The sequence below is a fragment of the Vibrio sp. R10-SG3-ISO10 genome (assembly GCF_059834185.1).
The window spans coordinates 34,035-60,037 of record NZ_JCBDHG010000007.1; the positions used below are offsets into that span (position 1 = coordinate 34,035).

21 protein-coding genes are annotated in these 26,003 nt (G+C 45.4%); 12 read left to right on the forward strand and 9 right to left on the reverse strand.

The features are described 5' to 3' along the window. The first annotated feature begins 67 nt into the window (after window positions 1-67). Window positions 68-1,951 (forward strand): sigma-54-dependent Fis family transcriptional regulator, encoded by a 1,884-nt coding sequence (locus tag AC6R16_RS03940; protein WP_500673672.1) that lies wholly within the window; start codon window positions 68-70, stop codon window positions 1,949-1,951. On the opposite strand, the gene AC6R16_RS03945 is transcribed toward AC6R16_RS03940, so the two are convergent. Next, complete coding sequence (locus AC6R16_RS03945; RefSeq protein WP_500673673.1) at window positions 1,948-2,922, reverse strand: TDT family transporter; 975 nt, start codon at window positions 2,920-2,922, stop codon at window positions 1,948-1,950. The two genes, AC6R16_RS03940 and AC6R16_RS03945, sit on opposite strands and share 4 nt — an antisense overlap. Before the next feature lie 104 nt (window positions 2,923-3,026). On the opposite strand from AC6R16_RS03945, the gene AC6R16_RS03950 reads away from it, so the two are divergent. Then, window positions 3,027-3,914, forward strand: a complete 888-nt coding sequence (locus AC6R16_RS03950; RefSeq protein ID WP_500673674.1) for a LysR substrate-binding domain-containing protein — start codon at window positions 3,027-3,029, stop codon at window positions 3,912-3,914. A gap of 53 nt (window positions 3,915-3,967) precedes the next feature. Here the strand turns inward: AC6R16_RS03950 and AC6R16_RS03955 are convergent, their stop codons facing one another. Both AC6R16_RS03955 and AC6R16_RS03960 read right to left on the reverse strand, forming a co-directional pair. Beyond that, window positions 3,968-7,150: an efflux RND transporter permease subunit gene (locus AC6R16_RS03955; RefSeq protein WP_500673675.1), complete on the reverse strand. Its 3,183-nt coding sequence runs from the start codon at window positions 7,148-7,150 to the stop codon at window positions 3,968-3,970. 4 nt (window positions 7,151-7,154) lie between these two features. After that, window positions 7,155-8,387: an efflux RND transporter periplasmic adaptor subunit gene (locus tag AC6R16_RS03960; protein WP_500673676.1), complete on the reverse strand. Its 1,233-nt coding sequence runs from the start codon at window positions 8,385-8,387 to the stop codon at window positions 7,155-7,157. A 150-nt stretch (window positions 8,388-8,537) separates the two neighbouring features. On the opposite strand from AC6R16_RS03960, the gene AC6R16_RS03965 reads away from it, so the two are divergent. The 8 genes from AC6R16_RS03965 to AC6R16_RS04000 all read left to right on the forward strand — a co-directional run bounded on the left by AC6R16_RS03965 (window position 8,538) and on the right by AC6R16_RS04000 (window position 14,494). Next, window positions 8,538-9,170 carry a TetR/AcrR family transcriptional regulator gene (locus AC6R16_RS03965; RefSeq protein WP_500673677.1) on the forward strand — a complete coding sequence of 211 codons (633 nt, stop codon included), beginning with the start codon at window positions 8,538-8,540 and terminating at the stop codon, window positions 9,168-9,170. A gap of 129 nt (window positions 9,171-9,299) precedes the next feature. After that, window positions 9,300-9,602, forward strand: coding sequence for a YebG family protein (locus AC6R16_RS03970; protein ID WP_004747950.1), 303 nt, complete (start codon window positions 9,300-9,302; stop codon window positions 9,600-9,602). A gap of 157 nt (window positions 9,603-9,759) precedes the next feature. Continuing rightward, window positions 9,760-10,509: a copper homeostasis protein CutC gene (locus tag AC6R16_RS03975; RefSeq protein WP_500639433.1), complete on the forward strand. Its 750-nt coding sequence runs from the start codon at window positions 9,760-9,762 to the stop codon at window positions 10,507-10,509. Between the two features lie 57 nt (window positions 10,510-10,566). Beyond that, window positions 10,567-11,349: a polyphosphate kinase 2 gene (gene ppk2 / locus AC6R16_RS03980; protein ID WP_500639432.1), complete on the forward strand. Its 783-nt coding sequence runs from the start codon at window positions 10,567-10,569 to the stop codon at window positions 11,347-11,349. 12 nt (window positions 11,350-11,361) lie between these two features. Beyond that, window positions 11,362-12,309 (forward strand): LysR family transcriptional regulator, encoded by a 948-nt coding sequence (locus tag AC6R16_RS03985; protein WP_500639431.1) that lies wholly within the window; start codon window positions 11,362-11,364, stop codon window positions 12,307-12,309. 263 nt (window positions 12,310-12,572) lie between these two features. Further along, complete coding sequence (locus AC6R16_RS03990; protein WP_500639430.1) at window positions 12,573-13,112, forward strand: hypothetical protein; 540 nt, start codon at window positions 12,573-12,575, stop codon at window positions 13,110-13,112. Window positions 13,113-13,166: 54 nt separating this feature from the next. Then, window positions 13,167-13,841, forward strand: a complete 675-nt coding sequence (locus AC6R16_RS03995; RefSeq protein ID WP_500673678.1) for a hypothetical protein — start codon at window positions 13,167-13,169, stop codon at window positions 13,839-13,841. Window positions 13,842-13,981: 140 nt separating this feature from the next. Further along, on the forward strand, window positions 13,982-14,494 hold the full coding sequence (locus AC6R16_RS04000) for a hypothetical protein (RefSeq protein WP_500673679.1): 513 nt from the start codon (window positions 13,982-13,984) through the stop codon (window positions 14,492-14,494). Here the strand turns inward: AC6R16_RS04000 and phoU are convergent. Genes phoU through AC6R16_RS04020 form a run of 4 tightly spaced genes read right to left on the reverse strand, consistent with a single transcriptional unit; the run spans window position 14,491 to window position 19,916 of the window. Beyond that, window positions 14,491-15,189: a phosphate signaling complex protein PhoU gene (gene phoU / locus AC6R16_RS04005; protein ID WP_004747942.1), complete on the reverse strand. Its 699-nt coding sequence runs from the start codon at window positions 15,187-15,189 to the stop codon at window positions 14,491-14,493. The genes AC6R16_RS04000 and phoU overlap by 4 nt on opposite strands. A gap of 49 nt (window positions 15,190-15,238) precedes the next feature. Continuing rightward, a complete protein-coding gene (pstB, locus tag AC6R16_RS04010; RefSeq protein WP_171382644.1) occupies window positions 15,239-16,057 on the reverse strand; it encodes a phosphate ABC transporter ATP-binding protein PstB in 819 nt (272 codons plus the stop codon). Between the two features lie 2 nt (window positions 16,058-16,059). Then, entirely contained in the window at window positions 16,060-17,706 is a 1,647-nt protein-coding gene (gene pstA, locus AC6R16_RS04015) for a phosphate ABC transporter permease PstA (protein WP_500673680.1), read from the reverse strand. A 26-nt stretch (window positions 17,707-17,732) separates the two neighbouring features. Further along, window positions 17,733-19,916: an ABC transporter permease subunit gene (locus tag AC6R16_RS04020; RefSeq protein ID WP_500673681.1), complete on the reverse strand. Its 2,184-nt coding sequence runs from the start codon at window positions 19,914-19,916 to the stop codon at window positions 17,733-17,735. A gap of 195 nt (window positions 19,917-20,111) precedes the next feature. Between AC6R16_RS04020 and ppk1 the strand changes: the two genes are divergently transcribed. Beyond that, the gene (gene ppk1, locus AC6R16_RS04025) at window positions 20,112-22,223 is read left to right on the forward strand and encodes a polyphosphate kinase 1 (protein ID WP_500673682.1); all 2,112 of its coding nucleotides are present in this window, start codon (window positions 20,112-20,114) and stop codon (window positions 22,221-22,223) included. Next, window positions 22,204-23,697, forward strand: a complete 1,494-nt coding sequence (gene ppx / locus AC6R16_RS04030) for an exopolyphosphatase (RefSeq protein WP_500673683.1) — start codon at window positions 22,204-22,206, stop codon at window positions 23,695-23,697. The genes ppk1 and ppx overlap by 20 nt, the downstream gene beginning before the upstream one ends. Window positions 23,698-23,734: 37 nt before the next feature. On the opposite strand, the gene AC6R16_RS04035 is transcribed toward ppx, so the two are convergent. Beyond that, a complete protein-coding gene (locus AC6R16_RS04035) occupies window positions 23,735-24,697 on the reverse strand; it encodes a PstS family phosphate ABC transporter substrate-binding protein (RefSeq protein WP_500673684.1) in 963 nt (320 codons plus the stop codon). Next, window positions 24,697-25,995 (reverse strand): phosphate regulon sensor histidine kinase PhoR, encoded by a 1,299-nt coding sequence (gene phoR, locus AC6R16_RS04040; RefSeq protein ID WP_004747932.1) that lies wholly within the window; start codon window positions 25,993-25,995, stop codon window positions 24,697-24,699. The genes AC6R16_RS04035 and phoR overlap by 1 nt, the downstream gene beginning before the upstream one ends. Window positions 25,996-26,003: the final 8 nt, after the last annotated feature.

Consider the following 26,003-nt stretch of genomic DNA (forward strand, 5'->3'; position numbering starts at 1 on the left):
GTTCACATACGAACAATTAGAATAATTACTTAAAAATGACTTTGTATCGCTGCTATTGGCCAACACTATGGACAAAAAACATCAATCAATGATCGAGAGCTCTTGGCAACGCTGTCGGGACGCTGGGCTAGTTCACAACAGCAACCCGATAATAGAGATGGAAACAGGACAAGCCTTTTCTCACACTCTCGAAGAACACTCAGGGTTGCTGACGACAACTCAGCAAAAGGTCTTGCCTTTCTATGACAGCTTACTTTCAAATAGCAATTGCTTGATCACGCTAGCAAATACGAATGGTCAGGTGCTGAACAGCTGGGGTGAACAACGCTTTTTCTCGCAAAGGCAACCACAGGTTTTCCAAAACGGTGTGCATTGGCAAGAAGGACTTATCGGTACTAACGCGATAGGTACCGCCCTTGAAACGGGGTCTATTGTTCAGGTGTTTCACGATGAACACTTTTTGACATCCAATCGATTTATGACGGGTTCAGCTGCGCCACTATTTGATGCCGATAGAAAGATGGCTGGTGTATTGTCTATTTCTAGCGATGCCTACATGCCGACGGCTCATACCTTGGGTATGGTGAAGTTGATGTCACAAGCGATTGAGAACCAACTCATCGCCTCTAAATTTCAATCTGATCACTATCTACTGTGGTTTAACACTTCCCCTGAAAACATTGATAGCCAATGGTCATCTTTGCTGGTGTTCAATGAACAAGGTGTGATCGTTTCAGCTAATCGACGTGCAGAAGTCGTACTCGGACAAGATCTGGCTTTGCAAAGACTGGAACAGATTTTTGATATTAAGCTTGAACAGCTGTTGTCTCATCCTCCTTTCAATCCGACGGCAATTAGCACCCATTCACGCTTTAGTTTTTTTGGCATTATTACCCCACCTAAGGTGCCTCAAGGAAGGCAAATTGACTACCGTAAATCGATTCCTAAGACCAACTTAAAAGACGCAAAAGCACCGCTGGATTTGGAGCGCTTGAACATGGGCGATCCTAGATTGGCAAAGGCCATTACTCAGGCAAGTCGGATTCTAAATACCGACATTCCTATCTTGATTCACGGCGAAACAGGCGTAGGTAAAGAGGTGTTCGTCAACGCTCTACACCTATCTAGTGAACGAAAACACGCTCCTATGATTGCAGTAAACTGCGCAGCAATTCCGGCCGAGTTAGTAGAATCAGAGCTATTCGGATACGAAAAAGGCGCTTTCACCGGAGCGAACAACAAAGGCTATATCGGATTAATCCGCAAGGCAGACAAAGGCACCTTGTTCTTAGATGAATTAGGCGATATGCCAATGAATGTTCAGGCTAGACTACTGCGCGTCTTGCAAGAACGTAAAGTAACGCCACTCGGTTCAACCACATCATATCCTGTTGACTTTAAATTAGTTTCTGCGACAAACAGGAATTTAAAACAGGATGTAGAGCGAGGGACATTTCGCCAAGATTTATACTACCGAGTCACTGGACTCAACCTATCTCTGCCTGCTCTGAGGGAGAGAACAGACAAAGAAGCATTAGTGAAGTTCTTACTAGCCAAATACGCGCTTGATGAGGAAACGCCCAACATCAGCTTAGAAGTACTAGCCATGTTTAAGTCACACCCTTGGCCGGGTAATATCAGGCAGATGGTTAGTGTGATTCAAATTGCGATTGCAATGGCTGGCGATGAGACTATCTGTGTCGAACACCTTCCTGATGACTTTCTGCATGATCTTGAACTGCACGACCTTGAAGCACAGCAACCAGAGCCAATCGCGATGGCAACAACCAATATCAGTCTGCTGACTCCTCCCAATCAAGCCGAGTTAGATCAAGGAGACTGGCTGAGCGTTTATGAGCAAAACGGCCGCAATGTTTCTGCGACCGCGAAAGATTTGAATATCAGCCGCAACACCTTGTATAAACGGCTGAGAGAGCAAGGACTGCGTTAATTTGATGCTAAGCCCAATGCATTGCTCACAGGCTTGTAGAAGGTGAGATATCTTAAGGCCACGTAGCTAACGACTAAGGTCGCCACAACCAGTTCAATAGCGGCTATCCATTGCACTTGCACAATATACTTGTTTGCGACACCGATGGTTTCCATCCATGCGGCAAGTTTAAATAGTGCTGTTGCACCAATCACCATCGGGAAGGTAAATGCTGCGTAACCTGGGCTAAATGGCAGTCTGAGTAATTTAAAGAAAGCCAGATAGATAATAGCTGTCATCAAGATCGCAATGCCAAACAGCAGACCAATGATCACAGGTGAAGGGTCAGCAGTGACCGTTAAATACCCCGCTAACGATAGGCTGGCAGGTGCTGCCATGATCGCCATGGTTGGTTTGGCTGCGTCAGGAATCTCATGAGTAAACATAAAACGATAGATCATCATTGGCAGCATCACGGCATAGGCAACCATTCCGAACAAAAGCGCGCCATCTGCAATATGGCTCAAGACAGGGTTACCTGAGAAAGATACATCAGCCACTATGATGCCTACTGGTGGTACAAACCAACTCGGTACCATATGGTGCAATTCAAACTCTTGCGCTCTGTGGTAGATAAAGCTGACTAGAAACACAATGTGAAGACCAACCGCAAAAAGCCAAAGTAAATCGCCAGCTAAAGGGGAAAAGTGCCCTAAAGAATTCGAAACGACCATAGTGCCCATCGCAAACGTTGGTACAACACTACCCACAACAGGGTGAGCAAGATCTTCACGCAATAGATGATTATGAAAGAGAAATTTTATCGCTAGAACAGCCAGCAACACACTGGCGATTGCCGCACCACTCCACTGAGCATAACCATCAAATGGGGCTGCATTTTCCCAACACCATCCTAAACTGGCAATACCAAGCGCTAAGCCTGCCATAGGAGTAGGCGCACCCATCACTTTTGCTTTTGCTGCTTTAATCATCTTTATTTACCTAGTTTGCTTACCATGGAGCTAGTTTACGCTTGCCAAGCGTTCGATAATATCTAATTATTTAGAACACATGTTCAGACAATCTTAACGAAGCTATGGCCACGAATATTTCTCTAAAACAGCTCAGAGTGTTTATCTCAATCACGCAACATGACACGTTAACAGCAGCGTCAGAAGCCTTGTTTTTGTCCAAGGCGGCAGTCAGCATGGCGTTGTCAGAGCTAGAAAAACAAATCGGCCATTCATTGTTCGACAGAGTCAATAACCGACTTATCCTCAATCAAGAAGGGCAGAAACTACTGCCTTTAGCGGACGAACTCATTGAGCGGGCGCAAGATATTGAACAGTTATTTGATAATGACCAGACATTAACGGGTGAACTAAGAATTGGGGCTAGTGACACCATAGGTAATCAAGTTGCACCTTATCTAATTAGTGATTTTCGCCGCCATACCAATCACCACTCTCAAAGCTTGTTTATCTCCAACTCTGCATTGATCTGTCAGAAGTTGGTCGACTATGAGCTCGATCTTGCACTTATTGAAGGAAAAACACTGCACCCTGAACTTATTTCCACACAATTCAGCCAAGACGAGATGTGCGTGATCTGCTCCCCTGATTCACCACTGGCAAATAAACAAAGGTTTAGTGTTGGTGATTTAGAAGAGAGTGAGTGGATATTGCGCGAGCCGGGTTCAGGCTCGAGAGAGTTTTTCCTTCGCGCAATTGCTCCTCGTATTGAACAGTGGCATGAATCATTTCAGCTCAACACCACAGAAGCTTTAATTAACAGTGTCTCTGCTGGGCTCGGATTGGGTTGCTTATCAAGACTCGCGGCTCAGCCGGCGTTAACCGATGGTAGAGTGGTAGAGCTTAAACTCTCTTTGGATATGAAAAGGCGCTACTGGTTGCTGGTGCATAAAGAAAAGTATCAGAGTCCATTGCTCAAATCCTTTATCGAATATTGCCATCAATGGGATTAAAAAAAGGGCAACTCCAATAACCAGAGTTGCCCTACGAATCCTAATTAGCGGGATCAGACAGTGGATTCATTTGCAGGTTCAAGTGCAATATTGTGCTCAGCTGCTTGTTTCTTCTGTTGGCCACGTTTTGCCAGTACGTAGTAGAACAGCGGTGTTAGCAGTAGCCCAAACACAGTGACACCAATCATGCCGGAAAAGACGGCAATGCCCATCGCTTGTCTCATTTCGGCACCTGCGCCAGTTGAGAACACCATAGGAACCACGCCCATAATAAAGGCGATAGATGTCATCAGAATCGGGCGCAAACGTAGGCGAGATGCCTCTAAGATTGCCTCCATAACTGTACGACCTCTATCTTGTAATTCCTTGGCAAACTCAACAATTAAAATTGCGTTCTTAGTCGCCAAACCAACCAATACAATCAAACCTATTTGGGTGAAGATGTTGTTGTCACTTCCCCATAAGATCACACCACTGATCGCTGACAACAGCGTCATTGGAATAATCAAGATAATCGCCATAGGTAAACGCACACTCTCGTACTGTGCAGCCAGTACTAAGAACACCAATAGAATCACCAATGGATAGATTAAGGTGGCTGTATTACCTGCAAGTTTTTGCTGATAAGTAAGCTCCGTCCATTCGTAAGTCATGCCGATTGGCAAAGTCTCAGCGAGAATCTTTTCAATCGCTGCCTGCGCTTCACCAGAGCTTACGCCCGGCATTGGGCTACCGTTAATTTCTGCGGTCTTATAGGCGTTGTAGTGCATGACGCGGTCAGGACCTGCGACGTTATCAACATTCACAAATGAGCCAAGTGGGATCATTTCGCCATCGGCATTCCTTACCTTAAGTTGGCGGATCTGCTCTGGGTTCTGACGAAACGCTTCATCAGCCTGAACATTCACCTGATAAGTGCGACCAAATCGGTTGATGTCGTTGACGTAAGTTGAGCCCATGTAAGATTGCAGCGTTGCAAAGACATCGTCTAAAGAGACATTCTGTTTCAACGCTTTAGTACGATCTACGTCTAGCTCTAGTTGTGGCACATTAACCTGATAGCTTGAGAATACGCCTGTCAAAGCAGGATCAGCCCAAGCCTTCATGATCACTTGTTGAGTGACCTGATACAAAGCCTCATAGCCGTGATTACCCCTATCTTGGATTTGTAGCCTAAAGCCACCAATCGTACCCAGACCTTGAACCGGTGGCGGTGGGAAGATGGCAATAAAAGCATCGGGAATCGCAGCAAACTTCTGGTTAAGTTGCATCGCGATTGCACCAGCACTCAAGCTAGGATCTTGTCGGTCTTCAAAATCAGACAATGGCGTGAAAACAATGCCGCTGTTAGGGCTGTTGGTAAATCCATTGATGCTTAATCCCGGGAAAGCCACCGAGTGCTCAACGCCCGGTTGAGCAAGTGCAATCTCAGACATTTCACGAATCACCGCATCGGTACGCTCAAGGGAAGCCGCATCAGGTAACTGAGCAAAAGCGACTAAATACTGCTTATCTTGCCCTGGTACATAACCTGTTGGCGTTTGATCAAACTGATAAGCCGTTAAGCCAAGTAATCCAACATAGATAACACCAATCAAGGCTCCGAGACGGATGGTTTTCTTCACCACGTAACCGTAGGCACTAGCACCTTTGTTAAACAACTTATTAAACGGCGCAAAAATCAGGCGTCCAAACAGTGAATCCATCACTCGAGTTAGCCAGTCTTTAGGCTGATTATGACCTTTTAATAACAGTGCCGATAAAGCCGGACTCAAGGTCAATGAGTTAATCGCAGATATAAAGGTCGAGATGGTAATCGTCAGCGCAAACTGCTTATAAAACTGCCCGGTTAAACCAGACATAAAGGCGGTTGGGATGAATACTGCAGCAAGAACTAAGGTCGTCGCGACGATAGGCCCTGTCACTTCACGCATCGCTTTTTCCGTTGCGGGAATCGGTGCCAAGCCTTCAGCTATGTTTCGCTCAACATTCTCCACCACCACTATGGCATCATCGACCACGATACCTATCGCCAGTACCAAACCAAACAGCGATAGCGCATTGAGTGAAAAGCCCATCAAGTGCATGAAAGCAAAGGTACCGACCAAAGAAACCGGAACGGCCACCAGCGGGATGATTGAAGCACGCCACGTTTGTAGGAATAACACTACAACCAAAACGACCAGCAATACCGCCTCTAGTAACGTTTGAACAACCGCTTCAATTGAGCCGCGAACAAAGACTGTCGGGTCATAAACGATGTCGTATGCTACACCTTGTGGGAAGCTCTGCTCAAGCTCAGCCATCTTGCTACGAACATCTTCAGAAATCTGAATCGCGTTCGAACCAGAAGCTTGGAAAACACCGATCGCTACCGCATCTTGGTTATCCAATAGTGAACGTAGCGAGTAGGTTTCGGCACCAAGCTCAATTCGAGCAACATCTTTCAAGCGGTTAACCTGACCGTTTTCACCAACTTTGATGATGATGTTTTCAAACTCTTCAACATCAGTGAGACGACCTTTCACATTGATGAGCAATTGGAAGTCAGAATTTCCGCTTGGCTGCGCGCCTAGGCTACCAGCCGCTGCTTGTTGGTTTTGCTCGCGTACTGCTGCAATGATTTCGGTAGGGTTTAAGCCCAGTGCAGCGACCTTATTAGGGTCAAGCCAGATACGCATGCTGTACTCGCCGCCACCAAATACACGCACCGCGCCAACACCTTCAATACGGGTTATTTCATCACGCACGTTAAGCGCCGCATAGTTTGCCAAGTAGAGCAAATCGTAGCGTTCATCTGGAGAGTAAAGGTGAACCACCATGGTCAAGTCAGGTGAAGACTTCTCGGTAACCACACCTAAACGCTGAACCTCTTCTGGCAACCTTGGTAATGCGCGGTCAACGCGACTTTGCACTAAGGTTTGTGCTTTGTCAGCGTCAGTCCCAATTTCAAAGGTTACCGTTAAGGTCATCATCCCATCTGAGGTAGCTTGCGAAGACATGTACAACATATCTTCGACACCATTAATTTCCTCTTCGAGAGGAGATGCAACTGTATCGGCTATGACTTTAGGGTTTGCGCCTGGGTAGGTTGCCGTAACAACGACCGTAGGAGGCACAACTTCTGGATACTCAGTGATAGGCAGCTGCCACACTGACAGTGCGCCTGCGATAAAAATGAGTATCGACAGGACCGATGCAAATATCGGCCTACGAATAAAATACTGAGAAAACATCCCGTTATCCCTTCTCGTTTAATGCCGCTGTAGTAAGAGATTGGCGCTGTTGGTCAATCAGATCTTGTTGGTCACGCAACATTGATAAGGTCAATTCGTTCGCCATCGTGACTTCACTTGGTGTCACTGGCATGTTGGCACGCACACGTTGCAGACCATTCACCACAACTTTATCGCCCGGCAATAAGCCATCCGCCACAATGCGTAAACCATTGAGTTTTTCACCTAGCGAAACCGCGCGATACTGAACGATATTGTTCTCATCAAGAACCAACACGTACTTATTGTTGAGGTCTGTGCCCACTGCACGATTATCTATCAACACACCTTCGTAGCTGCTTGAACCAGTAATACGCAGTTTCGCGAACATACCAGGCCATAAAGACTGATCTTTATTGTCGAAGACAGCACGAACTCGAATTGTTCCTGTTGCTTGATTGATTGCGTTATCAACAAAGTCGATGTGCCCTACTCGTGGGTAAGCCGCGTCATTCGCTAAACCAAGCTGTACTAGCTGCTTCGCGTAACCTTCACCCGCTTTAAGCTTGTTCAACTTCTGGTACTTAAGGAAAGTCACTTCATCAACATCGAAGTAAGCGTACATATGAGCAGTCGACACTAACGTAGTTAACTGAGTATCACCTGCTGATACATAGTTGCCCTCAGTAATATCAGCCCTAGAGACTTTGCCTGTGATCGGCGCAGTGACTTTGGTAAAGGCTAAATCTAATTTGGCTTGAGATAGCGAAGCTTTAATCGCAGCAACACTCGCCGCACTGCGCTGCTTAGCGGTAAAACGTGCATCCACCGTTTCTTGCGAAATAGCGTTGTTCTTATTGAGCTTAAGCGCGCGCTGGTGATCTTTGATCGATTGGTTGTAACTGGCTTTAGCGCTGCTCAGTTCCGCTTCAAGTCGCTCGACCTCTGCAACAAATGCTCGGTCATCAATGGAGAAAAGAACGTCGCCTTCTTCAACCATGGTGCCTTCTTCAAAATGCACTTGTTCAACATAGCCCGACACTCGCGGAATCACCGATACAGTCTGAGGTGATTCTAAACGCCCCGTATATTCATCAAGCTCAGTGATGGTTTCAACCAGCACTTCTGCCACCTCAACACCTGGCGGTGGTGGTGCAGACTGAGTCACTTCTGCATGTGAATCCTGACATCCCGACAACACCAAAGGTGCTGCAATTGAGATAAGTAGAAGGGGTGTTTTAAGGTGTTTACCTACCATCTCGCTATCCTTACATTGATTTTGTACCGATCGGTATAATAATCCTAACTTTTGACATTGATCAAGTTAAATTTACCAAATGAATACATTTGCGATATGGACAACGCACGGCCTGCGATTTACCATTTGAGTGTTATATTTGAGAAGTTGTTGAATAAAGTTATGGTCCGTTTAACCTGTGGTCGCCCAAAAAGCTTTGATAAAGAAATCGCTCTAGAGAAAGCCTTGGATGTCTTTTGGACACAAGGTTACGACGGCGCGTCACTCAAAGATCTCACCCAAGCGATGGGTATCAACAAACCAAGTATGTACGCAACGTTTGGCAATAAAGAGCAACTCTATTTTCAAGCGGTAGAGATGTATAAGAATCGTGAAGGCGCACCATTCTTTAGTGCATTGGAGCAGCCTCAAATTCGCGATGTGATTGAGACTATTTTTTCCCGAACTGCCGAAGCAAAATGCAGCAACGAGAAGAACAAAGGTTGCTTGATGATCCAGAGTTCTCTGGCCTGTAGCGATGAATCTAGTGTGGTTAAAATATCCGCTTTGAAGATGCGTGCAGAATTCATTCAGCTCATTCAAAATCGTTTTGAAAGAGCCGCCAATGATGGTCAACTCGTGCAAAATGCCGACATTCAAGTCATGACACATTATGCTGTGACCATGCTCGATGGATTGCAGATTCACTCGATAGATAATCCTCCGCCAGAGATGCTAGAAAGTGTTGCCAAGATAGCGGCGGAACACCTTTTCCAGTTCTGCTTACCGTTATCTTCTCAATAACGAACAGAGCGTTATCAAATTTTTGCCGATCTCAACCTCATGATCGCCTGTGCTACCTAGACTTTGCCATCAATAAGCTGTATAAACAGACAGTAAATATTTTTGATAATTTGAGTTAGAGGACCAACCATGGCTGTAATCGTCAAGTACGTGGTAGAACGCAACGGAGAAGAGAAAATGACTTTTACCTCTAAAGCGGAAGCTGACGCATATGACAAGATGCTTGATATGGCTGATGAGCTTTTTGAGCTACTAGGTAAAAGTGAACTGCTAGAAGACGAAGGCAAGAAAGAAGACTTGGCTATGTTCCTAGCGCAAAACAAAGAAGAAGTGCTCTACGCACTGGGTGCAAAACGCAAACCTGCACCTAAGAAGCCTAAAAAGGTTGAAGCAGTCGAAGACGCTGAACCAGCACAAGACGACGCAGCTTAATCTAGCTCCTGCTCAAGATCTTAAACCTCAGCTCATGCTGAGGTTTTTTATTTTCTCCCACTCATTTTTGAGGAAATCAAATCTTCGACCTTTACCCTAATATCTTTCTCTTCGACTGCTAAAATAACGCCAACTTTATCCTCAGAGAGCTTTACTTATGAAGTACCACGTTGAAGTTTGTATCGATAATCTTGAATCACTGCATAATGCGATTACAGGTGGCGCAACACGCATCGAGCTATGCTCATCTCTAGCGCTTGGTGGATTAACGCCCAGCTTTGGTTTTATGAAAAAAGCAGCTCAAATATCCCCTATCCCTGTCTACGCTATGATTCGCCCAAGGCAAGGCGACTTCTTGTACGACCAAGATGATATTGAGGCAATGTTACTCGATATCGAAGCGGCAGCAGAGGCGGGATTAGCAGGCGTAGTGCTGGGGGTGCTGAGTGCCGATGGACATATCGATATGCGGTTAGCCGAACAGCTGACTCAACGCGCCAAGTTGTATAATTTAGGTATCACGTTCCACCGTGCCATTGACCAAAGCAGCAACTGGCAGCAAGCTCTTGAACAGATAATTTCATTAGGCTGCGAGCGTATCCTCACTTCAGGTTTGGCTGCCAATGTAGGACAAGGAAAAGAGGTTCTGCAACAGATGGTCAAAGTGGCTGACGGTAGAATCTCAATCATGGCCGGTGCTGGACTAACAGCCGACAATGTTCAAAGCATCGTTCAACACACTGGCGTCAGAGAAGTTCATCTATCAGGTAAGAGTGCCCGCTCAAGCTATATGACTAACATCAGCGAAGAAGCCAAAATGGGTAATCAGAACATCGACGATTTCATGATTCCAGTGACCAATAGCTCTGCCATCGAAAAGGTCGTAGAGGCTCTCAGTTCTCAGTGATAAAACTCTCATCCCTACTCCACAAGTGCTAACCTTTTGATAACAAAGGAGTGCGCTATGGCTAAGAGCAAACTGGATAAGAAGTTTTACGAAAAGGAACTTCAACGCCTTCAAATTGAGTTGGTAAAGCTGCAAGAGTGGGTAAAACAGGAAGGCCTCAAAGTCGTTGTGATCTTTGAAGGACGTGACGCCGCTGGCAAAGGTGGCGTTATTAAACGCATCACAGAAAAACTCAACCCTCGCATTTGTAGAATCGCTGCATTACCCGCCCCTACTGAAAAAGAGAAAACCCAGTGGTACTTCCAACGTTACGTTGCACACCTACCTGCCGCTGGTGAAATAGTCCTTTTTGACCGTAGTTGGTACAACCGAGCGGGTGTTGAAAAGGTGATGGGCTTTTGCTCTGATGAGCAGTACGATGAATTTCTGCGATCTTGCCCTGAATTTGAGCGTATGTTGCAGCGTTCTGGCATCATCTTGCTCAAATATTGGTTTTCCGTCTCCGATGAAGAACAGGAAAAACGCTTTTTAGAGCGAATCAAAACTCCCATCAAGCGCTGGAAGTTCAGCCCAATGGACTTAGAATCGCGCAACCGCTGGGCTGAATACTCTGAGGCCAAAGATAAGATGTTTGCCTATACAGACACCAAGCAGTGCCCATGGTGGGTAGTCCCTTCAGATGATAAAAAACGTGCTCGCCTAAACTGCATTAGCCATCTACTTGAACAAATTGAGTATCAGGATATTACCTACCCAGAGATCGAACTACCAGAGCTCAACAAAGAAGGTTATATTCGAGCTCCACTTGAAGAACAAACCTTTGTTTCGCAAAAGTATTAAGGTTATCCGCACATGGCAAAAGATCTGTTTTCCAACTTAGATTTAAACCTACTGAGAACCTTTCTGGTTTTATCTCAAGAACTCAATATGCGCAAGGCTTCTCAGCGTCTATTCGTCTCTCAGCCTGCGATCAGCCAGTCACTTAAAAAACTGCGTAATCATTTCAATGATGATTTGTTTGTCAAAGTGTCTTCTGGGTTAGAGCCTACCTCATTTTCTATAGAACTAGCAGAAGCTATAACTCCCCATTTAGATGGATTGGCTACAGCACTGAACAGATCTCAAGAATTCGATCCTAAAATGATCGATACCAAGTTAAAAATTGCACTCTCGCCTATGGTTCTCGCTTGCTTATCGGGAACCTTGTTTCATCAGTTGCGAGAGCACGCACCGCAAGCAGACATCGAACTCGTCGGTTGGACGCATAATACGTTATCAAGCATCAGTAAAGGGGAGATACTATTTGGCGTCAATTACGATATTAGCGCCCCAAAAGAAATTTACTTAAAGCCTCTTATTGAGCTAAAAGGCAGAGTTTTTGTCCGCCAAGGACACCCTATTAAAGGTCCGATAGCAAACTTAGAAGACTTTGACGGCTATGAAATCGCATCATCAATAACACCAGGTTGGAATGACAGTTTTAGCGTCGCTGAACAGATGATGAAAAATCGTGGCCTGAAAACCAGAGTCGCGTTCCGATCAGAGTTAATCATGGCAATCATCGATGTAGTACAACACACAGATATGTTTATGCCGCACTCTAATCTATTCCCGATTGACCTCTACCCTAATCTTCGCGCGATCGATATTGTGATGGACGAGCAAGACAAATCCATGCCCGTGTTCAGCCAGTATCACATAAAGAATCGCAACAACCCTCTCATCCACTGGCTACACAGTGAAATACAGACCGCACTCAACCATCAAGTCAATAAAAGCGAATCCATTCTAGCAGTCTGACCAAAAGTAATAAGCATTACTTATCTTTGATATAAGCTCATTCCATTAGATGAAGCAGTGCTTATTAACAATAATAGCCACCAGCAGTTTTGCTCAGCATCGGAATTTGCTGATGGGTGTTGCTTTGACGCAGCTATTTACGTTCGTCTCAAGCCTTAGATTCTCTTCGCCCTCGCCTAAGGAACTGGCAGCTCAATAACACCTGGCAGTAATCACATTTATCTCGCCAGTCTAAAATTTGTCAGACTTTAAGGTAGTCAATTATGAAAAAATCTCTTATCGCTTTAGTAGTGGCAGGTTCATTGGTGCTTGCTGGTTGTTCTTCGTCAGGTGGTGTTGCCGGTGACTCTCAATCGCCAACTATTCCTGACATTGATAACTCTCCAGAGTGGGGCTTAGATACCGGTAACCTACCTAGCCGTCCTGAGCCTGTCGATCCTGGTTTTGGCGTTGCAGTACCATCTCAACCACCAGTTGATAATGCACCAGACCGTCCGACACCAGATATGGGTGATACTCCTGACTGGGGGCTAGATATGGGTAATGCACCAGACCGACCAGAGCCAACAGATCCTGACTTCGGCGTCGCTGTACCGACTCAACCGCCAGTGGATAACGCACCTGATCGCCCAACACCAGATATGGGTGACACGCCAGAATGGGGCTTAGATTCACCAGTCGACCGTCCTGAGCCTGTTGATCCAAGCTTTGGCGTAGACACAAACCCAGAAGTATCACCAGCGATCAACTCTATCGATCGCAACAAGGTCCGTGACGCTCTACGTTCTCGTCTAAACGGCTAACCTTCCCTTTTCAGAGCCCTTATTTCTTAAGGGCTCTCATTTAAGTTTCCGACTATGAAAAAACTTTCAATAGCCTGCTTAGCGACCATGTTAAGCGCAGCGTCATATGCCGACGTGACTGTCTCTATTGAAAAGGACTTCTTTGAACTTGGTCTCTATGCCTCTTTGACCGATAACTCATTTCTGTTTGTTGGTGCTGATACCGATGGCTGGCTCGGTGTAGGTACTGGATATCGCCACAACTTTAATCACCAATGGCGGATGGATGCCTACTATGAATATGGGCTGTACGACGATTGGTTGATGCATGAAGTTGGCATTGATGGTGTCAAAACAACAAGCCACCAAATCGATCTTTCAGTGACGCGGTATTTGGAACACACTTCTCTTAAAGTTGGCGCAACCGCTGAATATATTCGTAATGGTTTTACATGGTTAACGGTTGATGATGTTAACAAATACTCGGCATACGTAGGCGCAACTCGTTACTTTGAGCATGTCTACGTTGCTGCGAAATATGAGCACTACATGGCGATTGATCAGTCCGATATGGAAGATTTTAATCAGGGTCACGCAAACGTCTGGGAGCTTTCACTTGGATCAATGCATTCAATATTCAAGTTTTTCCCCTACGTCAAAGTCAGTGTCTTTGATCCTAACGGCACCTACTATGGGCTTACAAACTCAAACGTGACATTTTCCATCAATGGAACATTCTCATTCAAATAAAAGCAACTTGATAAGATTTGATTATTGAAGATATAAGGGCCATTAATTGGTTCTTATTAAAAATAATCCATAGGATAGCGACCTCAGGACAGAATTATTTCAAGGAAAGCGGTAATCACTTTGACAATGGTCTTCAAACAATGAAAAAACACCTTTTAGCGCTCACCCTTTTAACGCCATTTACTGCCTCAGCAACTGGGTTACATATTTCACCAGAAATCAAAATGGGACCTTACCTTGATGCTGGCCTATCCGGTGGTGGCCTGCAACTTGGGGTGACAGATGTACTGGGTCTTGATGCGCTGTATTTGAGTTATTCACACACATCAGCAGAGATTTTGTGGGATAAGGATAGGCTAAAAACTTACCGAATTGGTGGGCAATACCACTTTATGGAACAACCGGTTAAGTTTGGTCTACAACTCGAAGCCGGCTTGGTTGAATACGAAGGTAGTCGAGATAATATCTTCTCGAATGAAACTCGGTATGCTGAAGGTTCTGGGGCAAGCTTTTCAGCGGCTTGGGTCATTTTTGCCACTGACAATATTGGCTTTAGACTAGGTGGCGATTTCAACTATATCGACAAGAATAAAACTCTGCTTAGTTCAAACTGGTCAGCCACTCTATCAACTGGGGTGATCTTGCACTTCTAGCGAAGTGCATCATCAATGCTTTGTTCACCCAAGTGGCGAACGTCTTTGCCTTTGACAAAGTAGATGATGTACTCACAGATATTCTGGCAACGATCTCCAACTCGCTCTATCGCGCGAGCAGACCACATGACCTGAAGAATATTGGGAATATTTTTCGGGTCTTCCATCATATAGGTCATCAACTGGCGGATCACCGCTTCGTACTCAGCATCAATCTTATCGTCGAGTTTGTATACTTCTGCTGCCGCGTCAACATCCATACGTGCAAAGGCATCGAGCACTTGGTGCAGCATGCTAATTGCTTGACGGCAAAGCGGTTCTAATGAAACATGGAACTGGCGCTCTTTTGAAGACGGACTTTCTATCGCCACATAAGCAATTTTGGTTGCAACATCACCAATGCGTTCTAAATCGGTAATCGTTTTGATGATTGCCATAATCAGGCGCAAATCTTTAGCTGTCGGCTGACGTTTGGCAATGATACGAGTGCAGGCTTCATCGATTGAGACTTCCATCGCGTTAACTTTATGATCATCGCGCACCACTTTTCTCGCCAGTTCGATGTCTTCTTTGTGTAGCGCCTGCATCGCAAACGACAACTGCTGCTCGACCAAACCACCCATCGTCAATACGTGGGTTCGGATCGACTCTAACTCGACATTAAACTGACCTGATATGTGGCGTCCAAAATTCATAGTTAACGTTAATCTCCCAATGGATAAGTAAAAATTCTAATACGACGAGTTAGCCGTATCGACCCGTAATATAATCTTCAGTCTGTTTTTTCAATGGCGACGTAAAAATTGAGTCGGTATCTGAGTACTCGATCAACTTACCCATATGGATAAAGGCTGTGTGATCGCTCACTCGCGCTGCCTGCTGCATGTTATGGGTAACGATAACTACAGTATATTTGGTTTTCAGGTCGTTGATCAGCTCTTCAATGGTTAAAGTGGAAATAGGATCAAGTGCTGAGGTAGGTTCATCAAGCAACAGTACCTCAGGCTCAATCGCTATTGCACGCGCGATAACCAAACGTTGCTGTTGACCACCTGACAATCCAAATGCATTTTCATGTAAGCGATCTTTAACTTCATCCCATAGCGCAGAAGCACGCAATGAACGCTCGACAGCATCATCGAGAGCACGGCTATTTTTGATTCCTTGCAGACGCAAGCCATACACCACATTTTCGTAGATGGACTTAGGAAATGGATTCGGGCGCTGGAACACCATTCCTACTCGGCGACGAAGCGTAGCAACATCGACTTTTGGATGGTAAACATTTTTACCATGTAGCTTAACCTTGCCTTCAACACGACAGCCATCAACAAGGTCGTTCATACGGTTAATACAGCGAAGCAATGTCGACTTCCCACAACCAGACGGACCGATAAAAGCGGTAACCTGCCCTTTTGGAATTCGCATTGAAATATCACTTAATGCCTGACTGTTCTGGTAGTACAAGTTTAACCCTTCGATAGCAATTGCGGTTTGCTCATCGCTCAGATTATTCACATCTAAGGGGGTCTGGTAGCCGAGTGTTTGATTGACTGAAAACATGGTTAATCTTGTCCTAGAGTTCGGTACTTCTCGCGCAAATTATTACGAATACTGATCGCGGTTAAGTTCAGGCCAACAATCACAGTTACAAGTAAAAATGACGTGGCGTAAACCAAAGGTCTTGCTGTTTCAATATTAGTGGTTTGGAAGCCAACATCATAGATATGGAAACCTAAATGCATGAACTTACGCTCTAAATGCAAAAACGGAAACTGGCTATCGACAGGCAAGCTCGAGGCCAATTTCACTGCACCGACTAACATTAACGGAGCCACCTCACCCGCCGCACGCGCGACCGCAAGAATCAAACCCGTAATAATCGCCGGGCTCGCCATTGGCAAGACAATTCGCCACATGGTCTCAAACTGAGTCGCACCTAACGCCAAAGAACCGTGACGAACTGAGCTCGGAATTCGAGTTAAGCCTTCTTCGGTAGCCACAATCACCACCGGAAGCGTTAGCACTGCAAGCGTTAATGCTGACCATAACAGACCGGGAGTACCAAAGGTCGGGGTTGGCAGTTTCTCTGCATAGAATAGCGAGTCGATTGAGCCGCCTAGCGTGTAAACAAAGAACCCTAGTCCAAATACACCGTACACAATGGAAGGCACACCTGCCAGATTAATCACTGCCACTCGAATTAAGCGGGTGAACGCATTGTTCTTAGCGTATTCGTGAAGATAGATAGCCGCAATCACACCGAGTGGCATCACGATAACCGACATGATCAGCACCAGTAGCACTGTACCAAACATCGCAGGGAACACACCGCCCTCAGAGTTAGACTCGCGAGGATCATCGGATAAGAACTTCCACGCCTGCTTACCCCATCTAGCAGTTTTCTCTACTAGGTTCATTTGGTTCGGGTACCATAAATCCAGAATCTCACTCAGCGGAATCGTTACCTGCTGACCAGTCATATCTTCAACCAGCAAACCTTGGTTCACCAACTGGTTACGCAATCGGTCTAACTCAGCTTCTGTTGCCGCTAACGCCTCTGTGTACTTGTTACTCTGGCTTTGATACAAAGCAATGAAATCATCATCCAGCGTGCCATTCAGGCTACGTTTTTTCCTCTCCAACCTTAATCGCTCAGCTTGAGCATTAATCACTCTCACATCGCGCTCAATGAGATTTTCGATCTCGTCTCGCAAGTTTTCAGCAAATGCGATTCCTTGCGTGTAGTCTTGAAGAATATCGCTACTTACACGTCCATCCGCATGCATGTATCCAACCGGATGACCGTAAAAATCCCCACCACGAGTTCGCTCTATAACCGCCCAGTTTTCTGGTTTCGTTGGCTCATCAAGGTCAATTTCTAACAGCGACACAAAGTCAGAAGAGTATAAGTCGCGGTTGGCAACCTTGATGCTCACTCGCTTTACCAGACCTTTTTCTACCACGTCATGCGGCAGTTCAATATCCATCTCTCGCAAGTGACTGATAGGGACGTACTCTTGCGAGTAGACTTGACCAACCAGAATGTCGCCTTGCTTTGTTTGCCACTGATACAAGGGGGCAGGCCAGAAGTAAGAAAGCCCTTTCCAGCCAATAAGCAGCAAAAGCCCTAACACAGACAACAAGCTGATACTGACTGCACCGCCCGTTAACCATATCCAAGGAGAGCCTGACTTTAACCACTTAAACACTTAGAAGGTTTCCTAATAATTCTGATTTACAGCGAGCGATACTTAGCGCGTAAACGCTCACGTACCCACTCAGCTAAAGAGTTAACCGCAAAGGTAAAAACTAGCAACAACAAGGCTGCTAAGAACAAGATTCGATAGTGAGAGCTACCGACTGCTGACTCTGGCATTTCTACCGCAATCGTAGCGGATAGAGTACGCATCCCTTCAAGGATGTTCCAATCCATAATAGGGGTGTTACCTGTTGCCATTAACACAATCATGGTTTCACCCACCGCACGTCCGAGTCCCATCATAATCGCAGAAAAGATACCTGGACTGGCTGTTAATAGAACAACATGAATCAGCGTTTGCCATGGCGTCGCCCCTAAAGCGAGTGAACCATCAGACAAATGCTTAGGTACTGAGAAAATAGCATCTTCTGCAATAGTGAAGATCGTGGGGATAACCGCAAATCCCATCGCAAAACCAACTACTAGCGCATTACGTTGATCAAAATCGATGCCGTGTTCAGCTAGATAAACCCTGACATCACCATTAAAGAATAAGGCTTCAATGTTGCCACTCTGCGACAAGATCACCACAGTAATAACCACAATAATTGGCATCAAAATCGCAGCATGCCAACCATTTGAAAGCTGCCCAGACCATTGCTTTGAAGCACTATGCCAAACAAACCCCACCATTATCGTTGATAGTGGTAAAAACAGCATCAGGGCGACGACCGCTGCTAGATGGCTTTCTACAATCGGCGCAAACCATAATCCAGCGAGGAAACCTATGATAACCGTAGGTAGCGCTTCCATCAGTTCAATAGAAGGTTTGACTACCCTGCGCATTTTCGGCGTCATAAAGTAGGCTGTGTAAATGGCACCTAAAACCGCGATAGGAATCGCGAATAACATGGCGAACGCCGCAGCTTTCAAGGTTCCAAATGCGATTGGGATTAAACTGAACTTAGCCTCAAATTCATCGCTAGCGGACGTGGTTTGCCAAACAAACTCGGGTTCTGGATAGCCTTCATACCAAACTTTCTGCCAAAGCGAGGAAAGAGAAACTTCTGGGAACGGGTTATCAATCACTGCGAGATTTAATGTATTGTTATCGACAGCTAATAAATACGATTCGTTATTCGACATCGCCGCTAGCAACGGGGCTTTAGTGTAGGCACGCTCGAACATCACCAACTTTTCACTGGTGGTGTAATGACTTTGAACAGTGCCATTAATATAAAAACTGTAGAACCCTTTACGGTAGGTATCAGGCAATAGGAACTGGAGCTCGGAAGCAAGCTTGAACTGGCGAATATGAGTTAAGTATCGTTCTCCATCTGTCAGAACATCAAACCATTGAGAAACAAGACCGTCTTGGTGGGTCACCAAAACAGAGTATGCTCCCGGCAACAAATCAATATCGGTAACAGCGTGTTCTGAGCGACCTTGGCTCAAATCCACCACCTCACGTACCTCAAATCGATTTTCGTTTTTTAGCGCGATGATAAGTTCAGAGCCAGAGCGCAAATACAGCGTGTTTCCATCAGGCGTCAATATTAATTGTTCTAACTCTGGTAACGGCTCTGCAAAGGTAAAATGGTGGGCTTGCTCCTGCTCTAGCCAACGAACTCTGACAAAACCATCATCATACCAACCCGCCAACGCCATACTGTCTTGGGTAGCAAAAGCAAATTTAACTAACTTGTGCTTATCAGTACGTAAATCAAACGGTCGCTTGAGTTCAGTGACACTCGGGGTTAAAACTCTAACGCCTTGATTCATTTCAGAGTCTAAGTTTGGCTTGATGATTTGTACTTGCCCTTCTGGCGTAGCAAAGCCATATAGCCCATCGGATGCCAGTGATTGAGCAAACAAGTCATTAGGCTGACCAATCTGCTGAGATAATACCGGTTGGCGAGTCGGATGCGTGAGTGACCAAAAATCTATCTTGCCTTGTGCTGAAATGACAAAAGCGCTTTCACCCACATCATCCACCCCTAAAGCGATGGGCTGAGAAACTGAAACGGGAACTGAACGAACATTGGGGGTTATCTTCGCATCACTAAACAGTGGCAATACCATCATGGCAAGGTAGACGAAGATCAGAACCAGCGCTGCCAACACACCCACGCCACCAGCAGATACAGCGAGTCGAACTAATCGATCTTTGATTAGTCGCTTTTGATCTCGCTCTCGCAATGAGAATTCTGCTTGGCCCATCTGTTTCTCTTACCTATTTTCGTCCGAGGGTATAATATTTCTATTAGGTGACAATTATATTACAGATCGCAATAAACAACTGAAAACAATGCAATAAAAATTTGCAATAAAACTGTCATCTCAGCACCTTAAGTTGCTATTCATCTGAGAGTTTTCTCAGTAATTTACTTCGTCATTTCGGTTAAGGGTGAGATCATGAGCGCAGAGAAACTGTATATTGAAAAAGAATTAAGTTGGCTCTCTTTCAATGAGCGTGTCTTACAAGAAGCCGCAGATAAAAGCGTACCTATAATCGAAAGGATCCGTTTTCTTGGCATATTTTCCAATAACTTAGATGAGTTTTATAAAGTTCGCTTTGCGGATGTGAAGCGTCGCATCCTGATCAACCAAGAACGTGGGATCAACGATAATTCCAAACACTTGTTAACCAAGATGCAGACCAAAGCGCTAAGACTCAATGAACGTTTTGACGAGCTATACGCTGAGCTTATCCGTGATATGGCAAGGCATAGAATCTTTTTAGTCAATGAAACCCAGCTCAACGAAACTCAACAAAACTGGGTAAAAAAATACTTCCGCAAACAAGTACTGCCTCACATTACCCCATTAATGATGCGTGATGATATTGATGTGCTGCAATTTCTGAAAGATGAATATGCCTACATTGCGGTTAATTTGCGCAGCGGTGAACAAAGTCAATATGCATTGATAGAAGTCCCAACCGATCACCTGCCTCGCTTTGTGATGGTTCCTGAGCAAAAGCGCAAGCATCGCAAAACGATCATCTTACTCGATAATATCATTCGTTATTGCTTAGATGAGTTGTTCAGTGGATTCTTCGAATATGACGAGCTCAACGGCTATGCGATGAAGATGACACGCGATGCTGAATACGATCTTAATTATGAAGTCGAACACAGCTTAATTGAGCAAATGTCTGAAGGGGTAAACCAACGTTTAACCGCGATGCCTGTCAGGTTTATCTACGAGCGAGAAATGCCGCAAGATATGCTCGACTTTCTGTGCAAAAAACTCAAAGTATCCAATTATGACAGCTTAATTCCAGGCGGTCGTTACCATAACTTTAAAGACTTTATCGACTTTCCTAACGTAGGAAGAGACTACTTAGAAAACAAACCTTTACCACCGATGGCATGCGCCGACTTTTACGGATATGCCAATAAATTTGACGCCATCAAGGCGCAGGACATCTTGTTGCACTACCCCTACCACACTTTTGAGCATATCAGTGAATGGGTCCGCCAAGCTTCGTTCGACCCTAAGGTACTGAGTATTAAGATCAATATCTATCGTGTTGCTAAAGACTCACGCCTAATGAACTCGCTAATTGATGCTGTTCACAATGGCAAAGCAGTGACCGTTGTCGTTGAGCTGCAAGCGCGCTTTGATGAAGAGGCGAATATCGAGTGGTCAAAAGTACTCACCGAAGCCGGAGTTCATGTCATATTTGGTGTTCCGGGGCTTAAGATTCACTCCAAACTATTGCTGATTAGCCGCCGAGAAAATGATGAGATTGTTCGCTACGCGCACATTGGAACCGGTAATTTTCACGAAAAAAATGCGCGAATCTATACCGACTTTTCTCTGCTTACCGCGGACTCAGAGCTCACCAACGAAGTTCGTGGGGTCTTCAACTACATTGAGAACCCTTATCGGCCGATAAAATTCCACCACTTGATCGTCTCACCACGCAACTCTCGCAAACAACTCTATCGTTTAATTGACGATGAAATTGCCAACGCAGAACAAGGCCTAAAAGCAGAGTTCACCCTCAAAGCCAATAACTTAGTCGACAAAGGCTTAGTCAATAAACTCTACGAAGCCAGTGGAGCTGGGGTCAACATTCGCATGATCATTCGCGGGATGTGCTCTTTAGTTCCTGGAGTCGAAGGCGTTAGTGACAACATCAAGATCATCAGTATTGTTGATCGATTCTTAGAGCATCCAAGGGTTATGATTACTCACAATAACGGTGACCCACAGGTTTACATTTCTTCAGCAGATTGGATGACACGTAATATTGACCATCGCATTGAGGTCGCAGCCCCTATTCGTGACGAACGTCTTAAACAGCGCATTATTGATATCATTAACATCCACTTTACCGATACAGTGAAGGCGAGATGGATCGATAAAGAAATGAGTAATAGCTACGTAGCGCGCGGAAACCGTAAGAAAGTTCGCTCACAAATTGCCATTTACGACTATCTTAAAAATATAGAAAAACAAACTAAGAATCAGAAACGTAAAGAGCCGTTAATACAACATGACCTCGGACATTCGTGACGTTGCCGCTATAGATTTGGGCTCCAATAGCTTCCATATGGTGGTAGCAAAAGTCATTGACCAAGACTTACAACTTGTCAGTCGCCATAAGCAGCGAGTTCGGCTAGCTGCTGGTCTCGACGCACAAAAAAACCTAGACAATGCCGCTATTGAACGCGGATTAGAATGCCTTGCAATTTTTGCTGAGCGCTTACAAGGCTTTGACCAACAAAACGTTCGTATTGCAGCAACTCACACGCTTCGCCAAGCCAATAATGCACATATCTTTTTGCAGCGCGCTCGGGAAGTCCTCCCTTTTCCGATTGAAATTATTCCCGGCATTGAAGAGGCGCGCTTAATTTACCTTGGTGTGGCTCACACCCAACCCGAATCAGACTCAAAACTAGTGGTCGATATTGGTGGTGGTAGTACCGAAATGATTATTGGCGGTGGCTTTGAGCCAGAACTGATCAACAGTAAACAGATGGGCTGTGTCAGTTACACCAAACGTTTCTTCGCTAACGGTAAACTATCGAAAAAGAATTTCGCTAAAGCCATGCTCGCCGCCGAGCAGAAGATGGAGTCTTTGGCCTATCGCTACAAGAAGAGAGGTTGGGATATTGCTTTTGGTTCATCGGGGACCATCAAAGCGATTCGAGAGGTATTGATTGGGTTAGGTTTCGAGGATGGGCTTATCACTGGCAAACGTCTCGATAAACTCATCAGTGTCTTGTGCGATTGGGAAACAATCGAAGAGATCGAGCTTGGTGGGCTCACCCCAGAACGCAAACCCGTCTTTGCTGCCGGCGTTGCTATCTTATCCGCGATAGTAAACAGCCTCAAAGTTACTGAGATACACTTTTCAGAGGGCGCATTACGTGAAGGTCTACTGTTTGAAATGGAAGACAGCTTTAAACGTTCTGATATTCGTATGCGAACCACTGAGAACCTCGCCAATAAACATCTTGTAGACTTAGAGCACGCTGCAAAAATCAAAGGCCAAGCGACCGAATTTTTGCAGCAAGTCCATAAAGATCTCGGCATCAAAAAAAGCTCAGAGCTGTTCGACTTATTAGAGTGGAGCGCACTGCTACATGAGGTGGGTTTAAGCATCAGCTTACAGGCTTTTCACCGTCATTCCGCTTACATTCTCCGTAATACATACATGCCAGGCTTTAACCGCGAGCAACAACGCGTGTTAGCCATGTTGGTTCGTTTTCAAAGAAAAGCACTCAAACTGCATGAGATGGAAGAGTTTACCCTGTTTAAGAAGAAACACATCGTCGGTTTGATACGTATCTTGCGCTTGTCGATTTTACTTAATGGTCAGCGTAATGACACGCCTCTCCCTGTGCTTACGCTATCTATTGACGGCGATAAGTGGTCACTCACTTCGCAAGATGAAAATTGGTTGGATGCAAATAAACTGCTCGATGCGGACCTAACCAGTGAGCAAGAATATTGGCTGGCTGCTGGCTGGGAGTTGAGCTTCTAGATGTACATAGAGCCTCTTAAATGAGGCTCTAGTAAAGTTACTGTTGTTCCGAAATACCGACTTTCGCTAGCTCTCGTCGAGCGATTTGCGTAGAAATGGGAATATAACCATCTTTTGCCACCAAGGCCTGCCCTTGCTTTGAATAGATAAAGCGAATGAACTCTTGCTCAATTGGACTTAGCGGTTTAACAGGGTTCTTATTCACATAGACGTACAAGTAACGCGATAGTGGGTACTTACCTGACAGAATATTTTCCTGACTCGCTTGTACGTAATCCTCACCTTGTTTCGCTATCGGTAACAGCTTCACTCCAGAAACCTGATAGCCAACACCGGAGTAGCCAATGGTGTTGATTGCAGAGCTGACGGATTGAACAACAGACGCCGAACCTGGCTGCTCATTGACACTATTTTTAAAATCACCGCCACAAAGTGCATTTTTCTTAAAATAGCCGTAGGTACCAGAAACGGAATTTCGGCCGAACAACTGCATACCTCTTTTAGCCCACTGATAGTCTAACCCCAGCTCTGACCAAGTATTGATATGCTGCGTAGAGCCGCAACGTAGTGTTGCCGAGAAAATGCTGTCGAGCTGAGAAAAGTTCAGCCCCTTGATTGGATTATCTCGATGAACAAAAATCCCAATAGCATCAATGGCAATTCTCAGTTCAGTCGGCTTGTAACCATGCTCTCTTTCAAATGCCTCAATCTCACGATTTCGCATTGGGCGACTCATCGGTCCAAACTGAGCGGTGCGTTCAGTCAGCGCAGGTGGCGCAGTCGAAGAACCTGAAGCCTGTACCTGACCATTAACGCTCGGGTATAGCTCTTTAAATTCCTCAACCCACAAGGTCGTCATACCTGCCAAAGTATCAGAGCCGACACTGGTTAAGCTGCCTGTAATCCCAGACTTTTTTTTGTAGCTTGGCAGTTCATCTACCGCAAAAACAGAAGCAGAAATGCAGACGCTAAGTAACGTTGACGTTATGGCTATTCTCATTAACTCACCACTAATCGCGGTGGCAGAATAAACGAGAACTTACTGCCAACATTGACCTCACTTTGAATTTCAAGGTGTGAGTCATGATGACTAAGCGCATGTTTTACAATAGCTAAACCTAAGCCACTGCCGCCTGTATCGCGAGAGCGAGCTTTATCAACGCGATAGAATCTTTCAGTCAGTCGATGTAAGTGTTGCGGCTCAATACCGTCACCACTGTCTTCCACTTCTAAGTGCGCACCTTGTGCAGACTGATACCAACGAACTCGAATATCTGCCCCTGCCGGAGTATATTTCACTGCGTTGTATACCAAGTTCGATATTGCACTGCGTAGCTGGTCGTCATCGCCTAATACACGCAGGCTGCTATCGACATCGAATGACAATTTATGTTCGAGCTCACCGCTTAGACTTGCCGCTTCTTTCTCTAGCACTTCAAGCATCGCGGGAACATTGACGACCTCTTCAAGCTCATGCATCGGCGCCGCTTCAATCTTAGATAGCGTCAGCAACTGATTAACCAAGCTATTCATGCGATTGAGCTGCTCAGTCATTACGCCATGAGCTTTAGTCCACATTGGGCCAACCACCATATCTGGGTCTTCAGTCATTTCAAGATAACCTTGCAGCACCGTCATTGGCGTTCTTAGCTCATGAGAGACATTGGCGAAGAAGTTACGACGCATCCCTTCCAGCTGTTTGAGCTGAGATACGTCACGCACTACCATCAAGTGCTCACCTTCTGTGTAGGGTACGATACGCAGCTCAAGCATACGTTCAACATTCAGCGGAGAGCGCATCTCAAGGGGTTCAGAAAAGTCTTGCTTGTTGAGGTACTTAATAAAATCCGGCGTACGAATCAGATTCGAAATTGGCTGACCAGAATCATCGGGCCATTTGAAACCAAGCAGGTGCTGGGCAAGTTTGTTACACCAGACAATATTGCCCTCACCGCGAAACACGACCACGGCATCAGGTAAGGATTCCGCACCATTACGGAATCGGCGAATTAGGTTGGTTAACTCTTTGCGTTTTTTACGTTGGCGTTGCTGCAAACGGTAAATACCATTAAACAACGATTCCCAGTTACCACTACCCGAAGGTGGCGTAAGACGCTTTTCATCCCACAACCATGCAGATAAGCGCATCTGGTTATGTAAATGCCATACAAGCTGCAAAACCGTGGCAGCTAATAGCAACCACGGCATATATCCGAAAATCCAGCCTACAATCACCCAAGGGGTGTAAAAAAAAGCTAGCTCCCAGGCTAGCTTTTTCCAAGTTAACCGTTCTACCACTTACCTCT